This window comes from Burkholderia gladioli (assembly GCF_000959725.1).
GTDB classification, from domain to species: Bacteria; Pseudomonadota; Gammaproteobacteria; order Burkholderiales; family Burkholderiaceae; genus Burkholderia; species Burkholderia gladioli.
In genome coordinates this window covers 3,101,108-3,119,646 of the sequence record NZ_CP009322.1, presented here as the reverse complement: position 1 = coordinate 3,119,646, position 18,539 = coordinate 3,101,108, and the positions used below count along the sequence as shown (strand labels likewise).

Here is an 18,539-nt window from a genome sequence, read left to right as displayed (position 1 = left end):
ACGGCGGGCGGGAACGGGATGAGCGGCGTGCGGCGCCGGCCGGCAGCGGGCAGAGGAGGAGACCCGCGAACCGGGCCGGTGCGCCGGCAAGGCGGGAACGACGGAGTCGCGTCGACAGGGGCCGCGAGCGCGGCCCCGTCACGACACGGCGATCAGAAGTCGGTGGTCATCGACAGCCAGATCGAGCGCGGCTCGCCCTGGCTCAGGTAACCCCCGATGGTCGAGGCCCAGTACGACTTGTTGGCGACGTTGCGGACCATCACGCGGAAGGTGGTTTCCTTCTTGAACAGCTCGGTCTTGTAGCGCGCGCCGATGTCGAAGCGGTTCCACGACGGGATCGACAGCTTGTTGGCGACATCCAGGTACTGCGAGCTGGTGTGGATCCAGCGCGCCGTCAGCGTCGCGCCCTGCAGCATCGGCAGGTCGTATTCGGCATTCGCGGTGAAGGTGAACTTCGGCACGCCGATCGGGCGGTTGCCGTCGCTCGTGCCGCCCGAGGTGCCCTCCAGCGTCGCGTCGATGTAGCTGGCGCCGGCGATCAGGCGCAGGCCCTTGACCGGTTCGCCGTTGATCGAGGCCTCCACGCCGCGGTGGCGCTGCGTGCCGTCGGCGCCGTAGATCAGCGTGTTGGGATCGGTGTAGGCCATCGGCTTCTCGATCTGGAACAGCGCGAGCGCGGCGCCGAAGCGGCCGGCGTCGTACTTGGTGCCCACTTCATATTGCTTCGAGCGGTACGGGGCGAGCACCTCGCCCACGTTGCGCGCGGTGGTCGGCGCCGTGCCGCCCTGCGTCAGGGCTTCCGTGCGGTTCGCGTAGAACGCCCAGTTGTCGGTCGCCTTGAGCACCAGGCCGAATACCGGCGTGGTGACCGACTGGTCGTAGACGCTGCTGACCGCGCCGGTGTAGCCGTAGTTGGTCACCGCGATCGACTGGCGGCGCGCGCCGATGGTGAACAGCACGCGATCGTTGAGCAGGCCGAGCGTGTCCGACACCGCCACGCTGCGCGTCCAGGTCATCGCGGTGGTGCCCGGGTCGGACATGTTGCCGCCCGAGTACAGGTTGTTGCCCGGGAAGGGCACCGCCGGCGGATTGTCGAGCGTGGTCGGGAAGGTGCCCGACAGCGTGTAGGCCGACTGGCTGTTCAGGCGCGTGTAGGCCGCGCCGGCGGTCACGAAGTGCGTGACGGGGCCCGTCGCGAAGCGCCCGCGCACGCCGGCTTCGGCCGATTGCGCGTCTTCCTTGTGCGGAACCGTCATGCGCGAGGCGGTGACGGCGCCGGTCGAGGCGTTGTAGGTCGGCGAGGAATAGATGCCGTTCTCGTCCGTATGACGCGCGCCGCCCGCCACGTAGGCGGTCCAGCCCGGGAAGAAGTCGTATTCGGCGCGCAGCTGGCCGACCGTGTCCTCCAGGTCGCTGTAGGCCCAGGGCTGGGCGTAGTTGTGGGTGGCCGAGGGCGGCGCGGGAATCGCGCCGGTGCCGCTCACGTAGACCACCGAGCGGCCCTGGTCGTCGCGTTCGCGCTGGTGCAGGAAGTCGGCGTAGAGGCGCAGCTTGTCGCCGCGGTAGTCGAGCGCGAGCGCCTGGGTGGTGGCGCGGTGATGCGCGTCGTCGATGTCGGTCGAGCCGCCGCTGGTCGCCTGGTTCACGCGGATGCCGAACTGGCCTTCGCTGCCGAAGCGCCGGCCGATGTCGATGTGCTCGCCCACCTGGCCGCCGGTGCTGCCGTCGAGCGTCACGCGCGTGAGCGGCTTGTCGTCGGCGCGCTTCAGCTGGATGTTGACGCCGCCGCCCACCGCGCTGCCGGTCGGCGAGGCGCCGCTCAGGAACGCGTTGGCGCCCTTCAGCACGTCGATCCGCTCGACCGCGTCGGTGGCCACCAACTGGCGCGGCGTGACGCCGTACAGGCCGTTCAGCGAGACATCGTCACCGTTGAGCTGGAAGCCGCGGATGATGAACACCTGCGAGAAGTTGCCGTAGCCGAACGCGCTGCGCACGGCCGGATCGTTGTCGAGCACGTCGGCCAGCGTGCGGGCCTGCTGGTCCTCGATCAGCTTCGAGGTATAGGTCGTCATGCTGAACGGCACGTCGATGTTGCGCTGCTTGCCCAGCACGCCGTAGTCGGCGCCGCGCGCCACCTGGCCGCCGCCGAAGGTCGGCGAGAGATCGCCCGGCAGCTCCTCGACCTTGCCCTTCACGGCGATGGTCGGCAGTGCCGCGGCGGGACGCGCTGCCGTGCTGCCCGCCGTGCTCGTATCGGACGAGGACGGCGCGCTCTGGGCGATGGCGACGGCGGGAAAGGCGCAGGCGGCGGCGAGCGCGAGGCAGCCCCAGGAAATCGGCGAGAGGGGCCAGGACGGCGTTTGGAAGCTTGACATAGGACGCACTAAACGGATTGAAGAAAACTCCGTCCCAGGGCGTCATTCGGAATCCGGGCGGGCCGGCCGTTCCGTCAATCGGTCCTGCGAGTCGGACGAAGGCGGGACGGCGTTTTTTATGAAGACGCGACTATAAATTAAATGCGAATCATTGTCATCTTGAAAGTAATTCTCATGTCTATCTGTAACGACAGGAGCGAAGCTTCGGGGTGGTGCGCGGCAGGCGGGGCGAGGGCGGGAGGCCCGTGGCGAGGGGCTCGGCGGCAAGGGCTCGGCGGCGAACGGCCAGGGCGCGGGCCGGATCGCGGCAGGGATCGCCAAGGCAGGCGATCCCTGCCGCCATCTGATGGGGTTGGATGACGAATTCCGCGATGCGCAACGCAGGCGCATCGCTGACGGCCCTCAATTCGGCACGGCGACGTTCATTTCGCGCAGCAGGTTGTCGGCGTGGTCGAGGTGGTGCATCACCCACAGCATGTAGCGCACGTCGACATGGATCGAGCGCGTGACGGCCGGATCGAACAGCCAGCCCGCGCTGACGCCTTCCCAGGCGCCGTCGAAGACCAGCCCGACCAGCTTGCCGTCGCGGTCCAGCGTGGGCGAGCCCGAATTGCCGCCGGCGATGTCGAGATCGGCGAGGAAGTTCACGGGCAGCGCGTCGGCGCCGGGGCCGGCGAAGCCGTCGAAGGCATGCGCGCGGATCGCCGCGAGTTCGGCGGCCGGTGCGTTGAAGGGCGCGACGCCGGTGTTCTTCTGCACGATGCCGTCGGTGGTGGTGAACGGCAGGTACTCGACCGCGTCGCGCGGCCGATAGCCCTGCACGGTGCCGAAGCTCACGCGCAGCGACAGGTTCGCGTCGTGGTAGACGGGCAGGCCGCGTGCCTCGCTGTAGGCGGTCAGGGCCTTCATGTAGCCGGCCCGCGCGGCGGCCTCGTCGCCGTCCTGGGCCTTGTCCGCGTGCTCGATGGCCAGCAGGTCCGGCATCAGCGCGCGCGTCAGCGCGATCCAGCTATCGTGGCTCGCCGCGAGTTCGGCGGGCGTGGCCGACATCAGCGCGACGCGGGTCGCCTGGTCGGTCAGCCGGCTGCCCGCGTAGAGCGCGTCGACCTTGGCGGCAAGCGCCGCGGCGTCGTTCGCGCCGCCCAGCCAGCGATCAAGCGCGCCGATGTGCTGGTCGGCCGGCAGCTTCGCGTAGCGCTGCAGCACATAGACCAGCAACTGCCGGTCGACGGCCGGATCGTAGCGGCGGTCGATGCTCTTCTGCTGGCCGAGCAGGTCGATCTCGTCGCGCTGGCGGAAGCCGTCCTCGCGTTCGGCATCGGGCTTCTGCTTTTCGTCGGCGAGCCGCACGATCCGATACGAGGCGCGGTACATCTGCGTCTGCTGCAGCAGGTGCAGGATCAGGTCGCGCTCGCGCGTGACCATGCGCGCGTCGACCAGACGGTTCAGCCGCTCGACGTCGGCCAGCCGCGCGGGGGCGTCGAGCTTGCCGCCGGCCGGTTGCGCGGCGAGCCAGCGGTGCAGCGCGGCCTCCTGCTCGCGGCGCGTCGACAGCGCATCGCCGTTGGCCAGTTCGTCGCGGTTGCCCTGGTAGAACTTGATCGAATTGTTGAAGCCGGCCACCTGGTCGGCATAGGCCACCGCCACCGCCGGCCGCTGCTTGCCGGCCGTGTCGATGATGCGGTTCATGTCTCCGAGCGCGCGGATCAGCGTCGGGTACTGCCAGTCGATCGCGCTGCGCAGTTCATCGGGCAGCAGGTGGCGATTGGTGCGGCCGGGGTAGCCGGCCACCATCACGAAATCGCCGGCCTTCACGCCTTGCGGATTCACGGTCAGCCAGTGCTTGGGGCGATAGGGCACGTTGTCCTTCGCGTAGGTCGCGCTGCTGCCGTCGCGTGCCACGTAGGCGCGCAGGAAGCTGAAGTCGCCGGTGTGGCGCGGCCACATCCAGTTGTCGATGTCGCCGCCGTACTTGCCGATCGACTCGGGCGGGGCGTAGACGAGCCGCACGTCGCGCAATTCCTTCTGGCGCACCAGTTGATAGTCGTAGCCGCCGCTGAAGGTCTGCACCTGGCAGTGATAGCCCGGCGTGGTGCATTCGCGCACCAGGCGGTCCTTCTCGCGATCGATCGCGACGTAGCGCGCATAACCGTCGCTGCCGGGCGGAACCGCCGCCTCGATGCGATCGGTCACGTCGGTCACCTGCTCGGTCACGTAGACGCGCTGGGTGGGCGCGGCGGGCAGTTCGTCGGCCTTGGCGCGGGCCAGGAATCCGTTCTCGATCAGGTTCTTCTCGGGCGTCGAGTTGTATTGCAGCGCGCCGTAGCCGCAATGGTGGTTGGTGACGATCAGGCCGTCCGGCGAGACGAACGAGGCGGTGCAGAAACCCAGCCCGACCACGGCATCGAGCGGCCAGGATTTCAGCGAGGCGAGTTGCCGAGGATCGAGCGCGAGCCCGCGTTGCTTGAGCTGGGGAGCCAGGGACGGCAGCTGGGACGGTTGCCACATGCCTTCGTCGGCGCGCGCGATGCCGCCGGCCAGCAACGAGACGGCGACGAGCGTCGCGCTCGCCGTGCATAACAGTTTGAGACGCATTCGGATCCTCGGATTGAGACGGCCTGTGATCGACAGCTTTATTCAATCGGCATTGCGACTGCCGTGCGATTGTAGTCCGGGGGGAATGAAGGCGGTATTTTTATATCTTTGTAAGATGTAGGGAAATGAAAATAAAAATGCCCAATGAATTTTCTTGAGAATGTTCTTTGCGTGATGAATGTATTGGCAATAATTCCGGATCTCGATGAATTGGCGATGACATGCAATGGTGTGACGGGTGAGATGCGAGAGGCATTGCAAGGCGTTCAGGTGCTTGTATCGCGTTGTTCATATCAAGCCGGCGAGCGACTTTGCCTGGCATCGGCATGCATGCCGATATTGAAATGTCGATTATAAAATGCCGATTGATTTCATCATCAATGAAGCCGCTAGGAATGTTCTTTTATGTGAGACAGGCAAAAAAAACCCCCGCCGCATGAGGGGGCATGACGGCGAGGGGAGGAGGGGATGCCTTGAACAACAACGCGTATTGCAGGGAGCCGGCCGCGGCCGGCTTGGGGGTGCTTGCGAACCGCGATCACGCTTCGACGGCTTCGCGTAACGGTGCCGCTGCCGTCGCGGGTGCCTCGACGTCCTGGCGGATCAGGTAGTCGAAGGCCGACAACGAAGCCTTCGCGCCTTCGCCGACCGCGATCACGATCTGCTTGTAGGGCACCGTGGTCACGTCGCCGGCCGCGAACACGCCGGGAATCGACGTCGCGCCGCGCGCATCCACCACGATCTCGCCGTGCTTCGACAGCTCGATCGTGCCCTTCAGCCATTCCGTGTTCGGCACCAGGCCGATCTGCACGAACACGCCTTCGAGGTCGATGCGCTTGGTTTCGCCCGTTTCACGTTCGAGGTAGATCAGGCCGTTCAGCTTCTGGCCGTCGCCCGTCAGCTCCTTGGTTTGCGCGCTGGTCACCACCGTCACGTTCGGGAGGCTGCGCAGCTTGCGCTGCAGCACTTCGTCGGCGCGCAGCGTCTGGCCGAATTCGATCAGCGTGACTTCGCGCACGATGCCGGCCAGGTCGATCGCGGCCTCGACACCCGAGTTGCCGCCGCCCACCACGGCCACGCGCTTGCCCTTGAACAGCGGGCCATCGCAATGCGGGCAGTAGGCCACGCCCTTGTTGCGATACTCGCGTTCACCCGGCACGTTCAGCTCGCGCCAGCGCGCGCCGGTCGACAGCACGATGGTCTTGGCCTTCAGCACCGCGCCGTTTTCCAGGTGGATCTCGTTGACCTTGCCCGGGACCAGCGCCGCGGCGCGCTGCACGTCCATCACGTCGACGTCGTATTGCTTGACGTGCTGCTCCAGCGCGGCGGCGAACTTCGGTCCTTCGGTTTCCTGGACGGAGATGAAGTTCTCGATCGCCATGGTGTCCAGCACCTGCCCGCCGAAGCGCTCCGCCACCACGCCGGTGCGAATGCCCTTGCGTGCCGAGTAGATCGCGGCCGCCGCGCCAGCCGGGCCACCACCCACCACCAGCACGTCGAACACTTCCTTGTTGGCGAGTGCCTTGGCGGCACGCTCGCTGGCGCCCGTGTCGATCTTCGCGAGGATTTCCTTCACGCTGCTACGGCCCTGGCCGAAGCTCTCGCCGTTCAGGAACATGGTCGGCACCGCCATGATCTGGCGTGCCTCGACTTCGTTCTGGAACAGCGCGCCGTCGATCGCCACGTGGCGGATGCGCGGGTTGATCAGCGCCATCACGTTCAGCGCCTGGACCACTTCCGGGCAGTTCTGGCAGGACAGCGAGAAATACGTCTCGAAGGAAAAATCGCCGTCGAGATTGCGAATCTGTTCGATGGTGTCCTCGTCGAGCTTGAGCGGGTGGCCGCCGACCTGCAGCAGCGCCAGCACGAGCGAGGTGAATTCATGGCCCATCGGGATGCCGGCAAAGCGGATCCCGGCAGCCTTGCCCGGTTCGCCGATGCTGAACGAGGGCTTGCGCTCGGCGTCGTCGCGGCGTTCGATCACGGCCACGCGCGGCGACAGCTCGCCGATCTCCTTCAGCAGCGCGATCAGCTCCTGCGACTTCGCGCCGTCGTCGAGCGAGGCGACGAGTTCGATCGGGCGGGTGAGCTTGTCGAGGTACGACTTCAACTGGTTCTTGAGATTGGCTTCGAGCATGATGTTCGGTTTGTCTTGTCGGTTGTCGTGTGCCCCGGCGCGGGGCGCTCGATACGGCGTTTGCGTGCGCCGTATCGAATCGTTCTTGATGCCTTGAAGGGCGGCCTCAGATCTTGCCGATCAGGTCCAGCGACGGGGTCAGCGTTTCAGCGCCCGGCGTCCACTTGGCGGGGCAGACTTCACCCGGGTGCGATGCCACGTACTGCGCGGCCTGCACCTTGCGCAGCAGCTCGCCCGCGTCGCGGCCGATGCCGTTGTCGTGGATCTCGGCGATCTTGATCTCGCCTTCCGGGTTGATCACGAAGGTGCCGCGCAGCGCCATGCCTTCTTCCTCGATCAGCACGTCGAAGTTGCGTGCCAGGCGCGCGGTCGGATCGCCGACCATCGGGTACTGGATCTTGGCGATGGTTTCCGAGGCTTCGTGCCAGGCCTTGTGCGTGAAGTGCGTATCGGTCGACACACCGTAGATCTCCACGCCCAGCTTCTGGAATTCGGCGTAGCGGTCGGCCAGGTCGCCCAGCTCGGTCGGGCACACGAAGGTGAAGTCCGCCGGGTAGAACACCACCACCGACCACTTGCCCTTGAGGCTTTCCTCGGTCACCGGCACGAAGGCGCCGTTGTGGTAGGCGGTTGCATTGAAGGGCTTGATCTGGCTGTTGATGATCGGCATCGAATAGGTCCTTGGGAATCGTTGAATGGGGTGTGAATCAATGGCTGGGCGGCCGGCCCCGCTCGGGCGCCGGCCGGCATCGCGATCAGCGATGGCGATACAGATCGCCGGTGGCGGCGGGCAGCTTCACGCCGCTTTCCACGCCGGCGGCCGGGTTGGCGCCATAACCGGAATCGCCTTGGGCGGCGTGCAGACGCGCCTGGGCTTCCTGGATCTGGTCGGGATAATGCGGGTTGTTGCCGGCGCCGGGGTGGTAGCCGACCTTGACGAGTGCCGCCAGCTCGGCGCGGACTTCGGCGCGGGTGAGCGGCTGGCTGGTCTGGGCGGAGGCCAGGACCGGTGCGAACAGGGCGGCAGCGAGGATCAGGGCAGAGGTTTTCATACGCGCACTCACCTATGGATGTAAAAAATCGATAGGTGAATGCTATAGAGTTGCCGAGGATAGTTGAAATACTTATTTCAAAACTGATCAATAGACATTGTCTATTGATCCGGCCCTCCCTCCCGCTCTCGCCGATCCGCCCCCGGCTCAGCCGCGACGCCGGCCTGGTTTGCCCTCGGCGGCGGCGAGCTTGCGCCACAGCGTGGTCTTGCTGATGCCGAGCACGGCGCAGGCGCGTTCGCGGTCGCCGCCGCAGGCCTCCAGCACGGCGCGGATCTCGTCGACCTCGACGCGGCGCCGCCGCTCGGACAGCGTGGGGGCCGCGGCCGCGCCGGCCATGCCGGCGCCGTCTGGAACGCCGCTTCCGTCTTCGTCGACGTCCGCGACCTCGCTTCCCGTCGCGCCTTCGCGCGCGATGCCCAGCTCTGGCGCGATCGCCCGCAGCGCCTCGACCGACAGCGGCGCCTCGCCCTCGCTCTCCACCAGCTCGACGGCGATCCGCTCGATCACGTTCTGCAGCTCGCGCACGTTGCCGGGCCAGCGATGGCGCGCCAGCACGCCCACCACCGGCGCGACCACGCGGGCCGCCTCGGCGGCGTCGCGCACGCGCTCGGCCAGCCGCGGCTCGCGCCGCGCCGCCTGGGCCAGCAGTTCGGCCGCCAGCGCGCCGATGTCGGCCGGCCGCTCGCGCAGCGGCGGCAGGGCGATGTTGAGGATGTTGAGGCGGTAGTAGAGATCGGCGCGGAAGCTGCCGGCCTCCACCGCCTCGAGCAGCGAGCGATGGGTGGCCGCCACGATCCGCACGTCGATGCGGATCGGCTCGGTCGACCCGAGCCGCACCACCTCGCGCTCCTGCAGCACGCGCAGCAGGCGGCTCTGCAGCGACAGCGGCATTTCGCCGATCTCGTCGAGGAACAGCGTGCCGCGATGCGCGGCCTCGAACAGCCCGGCCTTGCCGCCGCGCCTGGCGCCCGTGAAGGCGCCCTCGTCATAGCCGAACAGCTCGCTCTCGAGCAGCGCCTCGGGGAAGGCGCCGCAGTTGGTCGCCACGAACGGGAACTTGCGGCGCGCGCTCAGCGCATGCAGGCTCTGCGCGATCATCTCCTTGCCGGTGCCGCTCTCGCCGAGGATCAGCACGGTCGCGTCGGATTTGGCGTAACGCTGCGCGAGCTCGCGCACGCGCGCCATCGGCGCCGATGCGCCGATCACGTCGTCCAGCCGGTAGCGCGCCGCGAAGCGCTGCGCATGCGGCTGCGAGCGCAAGGTCCGGTCGAGTCGCTCGACCGCGCGCGATTCCTGGAAGGTCAGCACGCTGCCGGTGGCCGCGCCGCTGGCCTCCAGCGGCCCGCGATGGACCACGTAGCGCACCCCGCGCACGGTAGCCAGCGTGTCGCCCTCGTCGGCGGCGCGCAGCGCGGCCAACTCGGGCGTCAGCTCGTCGAGCGCGCGGCCCACCGCGGCCTGCGCGTCGACGCCGAGCGCCAGCGCGAGCCGCTCGTTGATGGCCTCCACGCGGCCGCCCGCGTCGAGCGCCACCACGCCGTCGCGCAGGTGGCGCAGCAGGTTGTCGAGGCGCTGGCGGCGCAGCGCCTCGGCGTGCGTGGCGTGGGCGACTTCGAGCGCGGTCTCGACCGCCGCGCGCACCGAGGCCTGCGAGTAGAGAAACACCGCGTTCATGCCGGCGCTGCTGGCCAGGTCGGTCACCAGCCCCGGCCCGACCACGGTCTCGATGCCGCGGTCGCGCAGCTCGCGCACGCGCGCCTCGGCTTCCTGGCTCGACTGGTAGGTGGCGAACACCAGGTCGAGCCCGAAGGCGGCCGCGAAGCGGCGCAGCTCGGCCGGCGTGTCGCCGTAACTGACCAGCGCCACCGGCGAGGTCGCGTCGCGTCGCGCGCGGGCCAGCGCGTGCAGCAGGTCGTAGCCGGTCGGCGCGACCAGCACCACCGGCACCTCGACGTGGGTCTTCAGGTACATGCCGTTCGAGCCGGCCGCCACGATCGCGTCGGGCCGCTCGGCGCCGGCCGTGGCCAGCGCGGCGATCGCCTCGTCGTAGCCGCGCGTGATGATGCGCAGGTCGGCGCGCTCCTCGTATTCGTCGGCGAGATCGCGGAACAGCGCACGCAGCCGGCTGATGCCGACCGCCCAGATGCGGGGCCTGAGGGACGGAACGGAGGAGGGCGTCATGACGGGATTCGGGCTGATGCGGGCTAAAAGGATCGACGCATTATCGCAGTCGAATTTCAAATGTGGAATCGAGCGTTTCCATAATGAAACGAGTTGACGCCATCGCCGAATCGCGTTTCGATTGCGAATCAGCAGCTTAGCGGCGCCCGGCGCGGCTGGCCCGGTCCTTGCAAGATCCAGCGCGGCAACGATCAATCGTCAGGAGGCAGTCGATGGGCAATTCCCAACTTTCCAGCGCCGGCGCGCGCTTTCGCGCCGCCGTGGCGGCCGAGTCGCCGCTGCAGGTGGTCGGCGCGATCACCGCTTACGCGGCCAAGATGGCCGAGGCGAGCGGTTTCAAGGCGGTCTACCTTTCGGGCGGCGGGGTGGCCGCCAATTCGCTCGGCATTCCCGATCTCGGCATCAGCACCATGGACGACGTGCTGATCGACGCGAACCGCATCACCAACGCCACCCAGCTGCCGCTGCTGGTCGACATCGACACCGGCTGGGGCGGCGCCTTCAACATCGCGCGCACCATCCGCTCCTTCATCAAGGCGGGCGTGGCGGCGGTGCACCTGGAGGACCAGGTCGGGCAGAAGCGCTGCGGGCATCGCCCGGGCAAGGAATGCGTGCCGATCGACGAGATGGTGGACCGCATCAAGGCCGCCGTCGACGCGCGCACCGACGACCAGTTCGTGATCATGGCGCGCACCGACGCGGCCGCCGCCGAGGGCCTGGACGCGGCGATCGAGCGCGCGGTGGCCTATGTCGAGGCCGGCGCCGACATGATCTTCCCCGAGGCGATGAAGACGCTGGACGACTTCAAGCGCGTCAAGCAAGCGGTCAAGGTGCCGATCCTGGCGAACCTGACCGAATTCGGCTCGACGCCGATGTTCACCACCGAGGAACTGAAGGGCGTGAACGTCGATATCGCGCTCTACTGCTGCGGCGCGTATCGTGCGATGAACAAGGCGGCGCTGAACTTCTACGAGACGGTGCGCCGCGACGGCACGCAGAAGGCCGCCGTGCCGACCATGCAGACGCGCGCCGAGCTGTACGAATTCCTCGGCTATCACGCCTACGAGGACAAGCTCGACGAGCTGTTCAGCCAGGGCAAGCGCTGAACCGGCCCAAACCGATAACCAGACCATCAGGAGAGCATCACGATGAGCGAGACGAAAGACGCGGCGCCGGCCGCAGCGGGCGGCTTCAAGCCGAAGAAGTCGGTGGCGCTGTCGGGCGTGGCGGCGGGCAACACCGCGCTGTGCACGGTGGGCCGCACCGGCAACGACCTGCACTATCGCGGCTACGACATCCTCGACGTCGCGGAAACCTGCGAGTTCGAGGAAATCGCCTACCTGCTGGTGCACGAGAAGCTGCCCACGCTGGCCGAGCTGGCCGCCTACAAGGCCAAGCTGCGCGCCATGCGCGGGCTGCCCGCCGCGGTGAAGACGGCGCTCGAGGCGGTGCCGGCCTCGGCGCATCCGATGGACGTGATGCGCACCGGCGTGTCGGTGCTCGGCACCGTGCTGCCGGAGAAGGACGACCACAACCTGCCCGGCGCGCGCGATATCGCCGACCGCCTGATGGCCTCGCTGGGCTCGATGCTGCTGTACTGGTATCACTGGTCGCACAACGGCCGGCGCATCGAGACCGAGACCGACGACGATTCGATCGGCGGCCACTTCCTGCACCTGCTGCACGGCAAGGCGCCCTCCAAGGCATGGGTCGACGCGATGCACATCTCGCTGATCCTCTACGCCGAGCACGAGTTCAATGCCTCGACCTTCACCGGCCGCGTGATCGCCGGCACGGGCTCGGACATCTACTCGGCCATCACCGGCGCGATCGGCGCGCTGCGCGGCCCGAAGCACGGCGGCGCCAACGAGGTCGCGTTCGAGATCCAGAGCCGCTATCGCGACGCCGACGAGGCCGAGGCCGACATCCGCCGCCGCGTCGAGAACAAGGAAGTGGTGATCGGCTTCGGCCACCCGGTCTACACGATCTCGGATCCGCGCAACAAGGTGATCAAGGAAGTCGCGCGCAAGCTCTCGAAGGATGCCGGCGACACCAAGCTGTTCGAGATCGCCGAGCGCCTCGAATCGGTGATGTGGGACGCCAAGAAGATGTTCCCGAACCTCGACTGGTTCAGCGCCGTGTCCTACCGGATGATGGGCGTGCCGACCGCGATGTTCACGCCGCTGTTCGTGATCGCGCGCACGTCCGGCTGGAGCGCCCACATCATCGAGCAGCGCATCGACAACAAGATCATCCGCCCGAGCGCGAACTACACGGGTCCCGAGGATCTGAAGTTCGTCTCGATCGAGAAGCGCTGAGCGCGCCCGGGGCGGCCGGCATCGCCCGCCGCCCTGGCCCGTGAATTTCCCCGCATGCCCCAGAACATGAATACCGCCCATCGCAAACCGCTGCCCGGCACCGGGCTCGACTATTTCGACGCGCGTGCCGCCGTCGAGGCCCTCGCGCCCGGCGCCTACGACACGCTGCCCTATACCTCGCGCGTGCTGGCCGAGAACCTGGTGCGCCGCTGCGAGCCCGACCGGCTCGACGCGTCGCTGCGCCAGCTGATCGAGCGCCGCCGCGATGCCGACTTCCCGTGGTACCCGGCGCGCGTGGTGTGCCACGACATCCTCGGCCAGACCGCGCTGGTCGATCTCGCCGGCCTGCGCGACGCGATCGCCGACGGCGGCGGCGACCCCGCCAAGGTCAACCCGGTGGTGCCGGTGCAACTGATCGTCGATCACTCGCTGGCGGTGGAATGCGGCGGTTTCGATCCCGATGCCTTCGCCAAGAACCGCGCGATCGAGGATCGCCGCAACGAGGACCGCTTCCACTTCATCGAATGGACCAAGACGGCCTTCGAGAACGTCGACGTGATCCCGCCCGGCAACGGCATCATGCACCAGATCAACCTGGAGAAGATGTCGCCGGTGATCGGCACGCAGGACGGCGTGGCCTATCCCGATACCTGCGTGGGCACCGACAGCCACACGCCGCATGTCGACGCGCTGGGCGTGATCGCGATCGGCGTGGGCGGCCTGGAAGCCGAGAACGTGATGCTGGGCCGCGCCTCCTGGATGCGGCTGCCCGACATCGTCGGCGTCGAGCTGACCGGCCAGCGCCAGCCCGGCATCACCGCCACCGACATCGTGCTCGCGCTGACCGAGTTCCTGCGCAAGCAGAAGGTGGTGGGCGCCTACCTCGAATTCCACGGCGCCGGCGCGGCCAGCCTCACGCTGGGCGATCGCGCCACGATCTCGAACATGGCGCCCGAATACGGCGCGACCGCCGCGATGTTCTTCATCGACGCCCGCACGCTCGACTACCTGCGCCTGACCGGCCGCAGCGACGAGCAGGTGGCGCTGGTCGAGACCTACGCGAAGACCGCCGGCCTGTGGGCCGACAGCCTCGCCGGCGCGCAATACGAGCGCACGCTGAGCTTCGACCTGTCGAGCGTGGAGCGCAACATGGCCGGCCCGTCGAACCCGCACAAGCGGCTGCCGACGCGCGAGCTGGCCGAGCGCGGCATCGCCGCGCCGCACGAGGACATCGCCGGGCAGATGCCCGACGGCGCGGTGATCATCGCGGCCATCACCAGTTGCACCAACACCAGCAATCCGCGCAACGTGATCGCGGCGGGCCTGCTGGCGCGCAACGCCAACGCGCGCGGCCTCGCGCGCAAGCCCTGGGTGAAGAGCTCGCTCGCGCCCGGCTCGAAGACGGTCGAGCTGTACTTGAAGGAAGCGGGCCTGCTGCCCGAGCTGGAAGCGCTCGGCTTCGGCATCGTGGCGTTCGCCTGCACCACCTGCAACGGCATGTCGGGCGCGCTCGACCCCGACATCCAGCAGGAGATCGTCGATCGCGACCTGTACGCGACCGCCGTGCTGTCCGGCAACCGCAACTTCGACGGCCGCATCCATCCCTACGCGAAGCAGGCCTTCCTGGCCTCGCCGCCGCTGGTGGTGGCCTATGCGATCGCCGGCACGATCCGCTTCGACATCGAGAAGGACGTGCTCGGCATCGACGACCAGGGCCAGCCGGTGCGGCTCGCCGACATCTGGCCCGACGACGCCGAGATTGACGCGATCGTCGCCGCCAGCGTCAAGCCGGAGCAGTTCCGCCACGTCTACGAGCCGATGTTCGCGCGCAGCGCCACGGCCGGCGCCAGCGTGCCGCCGCTCTACGACTGGCGGGCACAAAGCACCTACATCCGCCGCCCGCCGTATTGGGAAGGCGCCCTGGCGGGCGAGCGCACGCTCGCCGGGATGCGCGCGCTGGCGGTGCTCGGCGACAACATCACCACCGATCATCTCTCGCCCTCGAACGCGATCCTGGCCAACAGCGCGGCCGGCGAATACCTGGCGAAGATGGGCGTGCCCGAGGAGGACTTCAATTCCTACGCGACGCACCGCGGCGACCACCTCACCGCGCAGCGCGCCACCTTCGCCAACCCGACGCTGGTCAACGAGATGGCGGTGGTGGACGGCGCCGTGAAGAAGGGCTCGCTCGCGCGCATCGAGCCGGAAGGCAAGGTGGTGCGGATGTGGGAGGCGATCGAGACCTACATGGAGCGCAAGCAGCCGCTGATCGTGATCGCGGGCGCCGACTACGGCCAGGGTTCCTCGCGCGACTGGGCCGCCAAGGGCGTGCGGCTGGCCGGCGTGGAGGCGATCGTGGCCGAGGGCTTCGAGCGGATCCACCGCACCAACCTGATCGGGATGGGCGTGCTGCCGCTGGAGTTCAAGCCCGACGCGAACCGGCTCACGCTCGGCATCGACGGCACCGAGACCTTCGACGTGATCGGCGAACGCAAGCCGCGCGCCGACCTCACGCTGGTGATCCGGCGCCGCAACGGCACGCAGTTGCAGGTGCCCGTGACCTGCCGGCTCGACACGGCCGAGGAGGTGTCGATCTACGAGGCGGGCGGCGTGCTGCAGCGTTTCGCGCAGGACTTCCTCGAATCCTCGCAGGCGGCGTGAAGGCATGAGCCTGACACGCGGCCGGCATCGGTATCGCATGAGCTCGGCCTGAGCAGTCATCACAGCGCATCGCGGCGGCCGCCGCGATGCTTCCGGGCGGCAAGCATGCCGCCTTCGTTTTTTCAGGAAGATTCACCATGGCACACGTTCCCCAGATCCGGATTCCCGCCACCTACCTGCGCGGCGGCACCAGCAAGGGCGTGTTCTTCCGGCTCGAGGACCTGCCGGAAGTCGCGCGCGTGCCGGGAGCGGCGCGCGACGCCCTGCTGATGCGCGTGATCGGCAGCCCCGATCCCTATGGCAAGCAGACCGACGGAATGGGCGGCGCGACCTCCAGTACCAGCAAGACCGTGATCGTCTCGAAGAGCACGCGGCCCGATCACGACGTCGACTACCTGTTCGGCCAGGTCGCGATCGACAAGGCCTTCATCGACTGGAGCGGCAACTGCGGAAACCTGTCCGCGGCGGTCGGGCCGTTCGCGATCGCGGGCGGGCTGGTGGCGCGCGAGCGCGTGCCCGACAACGGCGTGGCGGTGGTGCGCATCTGGCAGGCGAATATCGGCAAGACCATCGTCGCGCACGTGCCGATCCGCGACGGCGAGGTGCAGGAGACCGGCGATTTCGAACTCGACGGCGTGACCTTCCCGGCCGCCGAGGTCCAGCTCGAGTTCATGGACCCGGCCGCCGACGAGGACGGCGCGGGCGGCGCGATGTTCCCGACCGGGAACCTGGTGGACGACCTGGAGGTGCCCGGCATCGGCACGCTGAAGGCCACCATGATCAACGCCGGGATCCCGACCATCTTCGTCGAGGCCGAGGCGATCGGCTATACCGGTACCGAGCTGCAGGACGCGATCAACGGCGACGAGGCCGCGCTGCAGCGCTTCGAGACGATCCGCGCCTATGGCGCGCTGCGCATGGGCCTGATCCGCTCGCTCGACGAGATCGCGCAGCGCCAGCACACGCCGAAGGTCGCCTTCGTGGCGCGGCCGGCCGATTATGTGGCCTCCAGCGGCAAGCCGGTGGCGGCCGGGGATGTCGACCTGCTGGTGCGCGCGATGTCGATGGGCAAGCTGCATCACGCGATGATGGGCACCGCGGCCGTCGCGATCGGCACCGCCGCCGCGATTCCGGGCACCCTGGTCAATCTCGCGGCCGGCGGCGGCGAGCGCGAGGCGGTGCGCTTCGGGCATCCCTCGGGCACCTTGCGCGTCGGCGCGCAGGCCAGCCAGGCCGGCGGCGAATGGGTGGTCACCAAGGCGATCATGAGCCGCAGCGCGCGCGTGCTGATGGAAGGCGCGGTGCGCGTGCCGGGAGATGCGTTCTGAGCCGCGCCGCGGCCTCGATCGATCGAAGGAGGAGACGGGCATGAACGACGCGGGCTTGCCGCTCGACGGCATCGAGGTGCTGGAATTCGAGGGGCTCGGGCCGGCGCCGCTGGCCGGCTGGATGCTGGCGGCGCTGGGCGCGCGCGTCACGCTGGTGGCGCGCCCGGGCGGGCGCGTCGGCGGACCGGCCGGTTTGAGCGGGCAGGATGGCGACCTGCTGCGCGAGCGCAAGACCGTGATCGAATGCGACCTGAAGGCGCCGGCTTCGCGCGAGGCGATGCTGGCGCGCGTCGCGCGCGCCGACGTGCTGATCGAGGGCTATCGGCCGGGCGTGATGGAGCGGCTCGGGCTCGGGCCGTTCGATTGCGCGGCGCGGCGGCCCTCGCTCGTTTATGCGCGCATGACGGGCTGGGGGCAGCAGGGGCCGCTCGCCGAGCGCGCCGGCCACGATCTCAACTACGTCGCGCTGACGGGCGTGCTCGCGCTGGCCGTGAAGCCGGGCGAGCCGCCGGTGATCCCGCCGACCGTGATCGGCGATGCGGGCGGCGCGCTGGGCCTGGCCTTCGGCATCGTCAGCGCGCTGCTGGCGGCGCGCGCTAGCGGACGTGGGCGCGTGGTGGACGGCGCGATCGTCGACGTGGCGGCGATGCTCGGCGCGCTGGCGCTGTGGGCGCGCGAGCGCGGCCAGTTGGGCACGCCCGATGCGGCTAGCCTGTTCCACGATGCGCCGTTCTATGCCGTCTATCGCTGCGCCGATGGCGCGTATGTCAGCCTGGCCGCGCTGGAGCCGGCCTTCTACCGGCAGTTCGTGGAGCGCTTCGGGCTCGACGGCGTGACGGTCGAGGCGCAATACGAGCGCGCCGCCTGGCCGGCCTTGAAGGCGCGCTTCGCCGCGCATTTCGCCGGCGAGCCGGCCGCCGCGTGGTGCGCGCGTTTCGAGGGCAGCGATGCCTGCGTGGCACCGGTGCTCGATTTCGAGGCGGCCGCGCGGCACGCGCACCTGGTCGCGCGCGAGGTTTATTCGCCCACGGGAGAGGGCGCGTTGCGCGTGCGCGTGGCGCCGCGTTTCACCTGGCTTGGCGATGGCGGCGGAGCGGGCGAGACTCGAGCGACGCCGCGCGCGAATTCGGATGAGGAATGAAAAAGGGACGCTTTCGCGTCCCTTTTGACATCCAGATGCTTGCACCTCGTCGCGAGGCGCGCAAGTTCGGCTCAGGCCGCCGATTCCTGCGCCGTGTCGGCCTCGCGTGCCTCGCTGATCCGGTTGATGGTGCCCTGCGCGACGGCCACCAGCCGCTCCTCCTTGCCGTCCACCACGAACACGTGACACTGGCAGGTCGCCTGGCTGCGGCCGCCATACAGCAGCTTGGCGCGCGCCAGCAGGCGGCCCTTCATGGCCGGGCGCAGGTAGTTGATCTTGTATTCGCCGGTGACCACGCGCGGGCCCAGCGCGAGCGCGCCCGCGAAGGTCAGCGCATTGTCGGCGAGGTAGCTGATCACGCCGCCGTGCACGAAGCCGTGCTGTTGCCTGAGCTCGTCGCGGATCGGCAGGCACAGCTCCACCTCGTCCTCGCCCATCGTCATGAGTTCCGTGCCGAGCAGCATGCTGAACGGCTGGGCCAGGAGCGCGCCGCGCGCGTGATCCACGATATCCGTCATCGACCTTCCTTCGCTGGTGGGGCGTCGCGCCCCGCGCGGCCGACGGGGGCCGGCTGCCTGCGCTCCACTCTAGGAAGCGATCGGTCGATAAGCAAGGAGATTCGAGGAAAGCCTTGAAACGGTCGCGGTGACCGAGGCGAAAAGCGTGACGGCGCCGCCGGCGGCGGCATGGGACTTGCGAACGGGCGGGGCAAGGCGGCGTGAACGGCGCCGTCTTGCCTCTGTCGTGT

General features: G+C 68.5%; 12 protein-coding genes. 5 read left to right on the top strand and 7 right to left on the bottom strand.

All coding sequences use genetic code 11. The features are described from left to right. Positions 1-152: 152 nt before the first annotated feature. The 6 genes from BM43_RS13545 to prpR all read right to left on the bottom strand — a co-directional run bounded on the left by BM43_RS13545 (position 153) and on the right by prpR (position 10,343). Positions 153-2,375 (bottom strand): TonB-dependent receptor, encoded by a 2,223-nt coding sequence (locus BM43_RS13545; RefSeq protein WP_036055242.1) that lies wholly within the window; start codon positions 2,373-2,375, stop codon positions 153-155. Between the two features lie 402 nt (positions 2,376-2,777). Next, positions 2,778-4,970: a S46 family peptidase gene (locus BM43_RS13540; protein ID WP_036055243.1), complete on the bottom strand. Its 2,193-nt coding sequence runs from the start codon at positions 4,968-4,970 to the stop codon at positions 2,778-2,780. Positions 4,971-5,508: 538 nt separating this feature from the next. Then, positions 5,509-7,107 (bottom strand): alkyl hydroperoxide reductase subunit F, encoded by a 1,599-nt coding sequence (gene ahpF / locus BM43_RS13535; RefSeq protein WP_036055244.1) that lies wholly within the window; start codon positions 7,105-7,107, stop codon positions 5,509-5,511. Positions 7,108-7,213: 106 nt separating this feature from the next. Further along, complete coding sequence (gene ahpC, locus BM43_RS13530) at positions 7,214-7,777, bottom strand: alkyl hydroperoxide reductase subunit C (RefSeq protein WP_013691620.1); 564 nt, start codon at positions 7,775-7,777, stop codon at positions 7,214-7,216. Positions 7,778-7,862: 85 nt separating this feature from the next. Then, the gene (locus BM43_RS13525; protein ID WP_017922015.1) at positions 7,863-8,159 is read right to left on the bottom strand and encodes a DUF4148 domain-containing protein; all 297 of its coding nucleotides are present in this window, start codon (positions 8,157-8,159) and stop codon (positions 7,863-7,865) included. Positions 8,160-8,306: 147 nt separating this feature from the next. Then, positions 8,307-10,343 (bottom strand): propionate catabolism operon regulatory protein PrpR, encoded by a 2,037-nt coding sequence (prpR, locus tag BM43_RS13520; protein ID WP_036055245.1) that lies wholly within the window; start codon positions 10,341-10,343, stop codon positions 8,307-8,309. A 212-nt stretch (positions 10,344-10,555) separates the two neighbouring features. On the opposite strand from prpR, the gene prpB reads away from it, so the two are divergent. The 5 genes from prpB to BM43_RS13495 all read left to right on the top strand — a co-directional run bounded on the left by prpB (position 10,556) and on the right by BM43_RS13495 (position 17,791). Further along, entirely contained in the window at positions 10,556-11,449 is an 894-nt protein-coding gene (gene prpB / locus BM43_RS13515) for a methylisocitrate lyase (protein ID WP_013691617.1), read from the top strand. A gap of 42 nt (positions 11,450-11,491) precedes the next feature. Then, entirely contained in the window at positions 11,492-12,661 is a 1,170-nt protein-coding gene (gene prpC / locus BM43_RS41895; RefSeq protein WP_013691616.1) for a bifunctional 2-methylcitrate synthase/citrate synthase, read from the top strand. Positions 12,662-12,727: 66 nt separating this feature from the next. After that, positions 12,728-15,322 carry a Fe/S-dependent 2-methylisocitrate dehydratase AcnD gene (acnD, locus tag BM43_RS13505; protein ID WP_036057072.1) on the top strand — a complete coding sequence of 865 codons (2,595 nt, stop codon included), beginning with the start codon at positions 12,728-12,730 and terminating at the stop codon, positions 15,320-15,322. A 137-nt stretch (positions 15,323-15,459) separates the two neighbouring features. Then, entirely contained in the window at positions 15,460-16,650 is a 1,191-nt protein-coding gene (prpF, locus tag BM43_RS13500; RefSeq protein WP_036055246.1) for a 2-methylaconitate cis-trans isomerase PrpF, read from the top strand. 40 nt (positions 16,651-16,690) lie between these two features. Further along, positions 16,691-17,791: a CaiB/BaiF CoA transferase family protein gene (locus BM43_RS13495; RefSeq protein ID WP_036055247.1), complete on the top strand. Its 1,101-nt coding sequence runs from the start codon at positions 16,691-16,693 to the stop codon at positions 17,789-17,791. Positions 17,792-17,862: 71 nt separating this feature from the next. Here BM43_RS13495 and BM43_RS13490 read toward each other — a convergent pair whose 3' ends face one another. Continuing rightward, positions 17,863-18,309 carry a PaaI family thioesterase gene (locus BM43_RS13490; RefSeq protein ID WP_013691612.1) on the bottom strand — a complete coding sequence of 149 codons (447 nt, stop codon included), beginning with the start codon at positions 18,307-18,309 and terminating at the stop codon, positions 17,863-17,865. Positions 18,310-18,539 lie beyond the last annotated feature (230 nt).

Excerpts from the sequence above, each read along its gene's own strand:
- BM43_RS13545 (WP_036055242.1), bottom strand. The coding sequence starts at position 2,375 with ATGTCAAGCTTCCAAACGCCGTCCTGGCCCCTCTCGCCGATTTCCTGG.
- BM43_RS13540 (WP_036055243.1), bottom strand. The coding sequence starts at position 4,970 with ATGCGTCTCAAACTGTTATGCACGGCGAGCGCGACGCTCGTCGCCGTC.
- ahpF (WP_036055244.1), bottom strand. The coding sequence starts at position 7,107 with ATGCTCGAAGCCAATCTCAAGAACCAGTTGAAGTCGTACCTCGACAAG.
- ahpC (WP_013691620.1), bottom strand. The coding sequence starts at position 7,777 with ATGCCGATCATCAACAGCCAGATCAAGCCCTTCAATGCAACCGCCTAC.
- BM43_RS13525 (WP_017922015.1), bottom strand. The coding sequence starts at position 8,159 with ATGAAAACCTCTGCCCTGATCCTCGCTGCCGCCCTGTTCGCACCGGTC.
- prpR (WP_036055245.1), bottom strand. The coding sequence starts at position 10,343 with ATGACGCCCTCCTCCGTTCCGTCCCTCAGGCCCCGCATCTGGGCGGTC.
- prpB (WP_013691617.1), top strand. The coding sequence starts at position 10,556 with ATGGGCAATTCCCAACTTTCCAGCGCCGGCGCGCGCTTTCGCGCCGCC.
- prpC (WP_013691616.1), top strand. The coding sequence starts at position 11,492 with ATGAGCGAGACGAAAGACGCGGCGCCGGCCGCAGCGGGCGGCTTCAAG.
- acnD (WP_036057072.1), top strand. The coding sequence starts at position 12,728 with ATGAATACCGCCCATCGCAAACCGCTGCCCGGCACCGGGCTCGACTAT.
- prpF (WP_036055246.1), top strand. The coding sequence starts at position 15,460 with ATGGCACACGTTCCCCAGATCCGGATTCCCGCCACCTACCTGCGCGGC.
- BM43_RS13495 (WP_036055247.1), top strand. The coding sequence starts at position 16,691 with ATGAACGACGCGGGCTTGCCGCTCGACGGCATCGAGGTGCTGGAATTC.
- BM43_RS13490 (WP_013691612.1), bottom strand. The coding sequence starts at position 18,309 with ATGACGGATATCGTGGATCACGCGCGCGGCGCGCTCCTGGCCCAGCCG.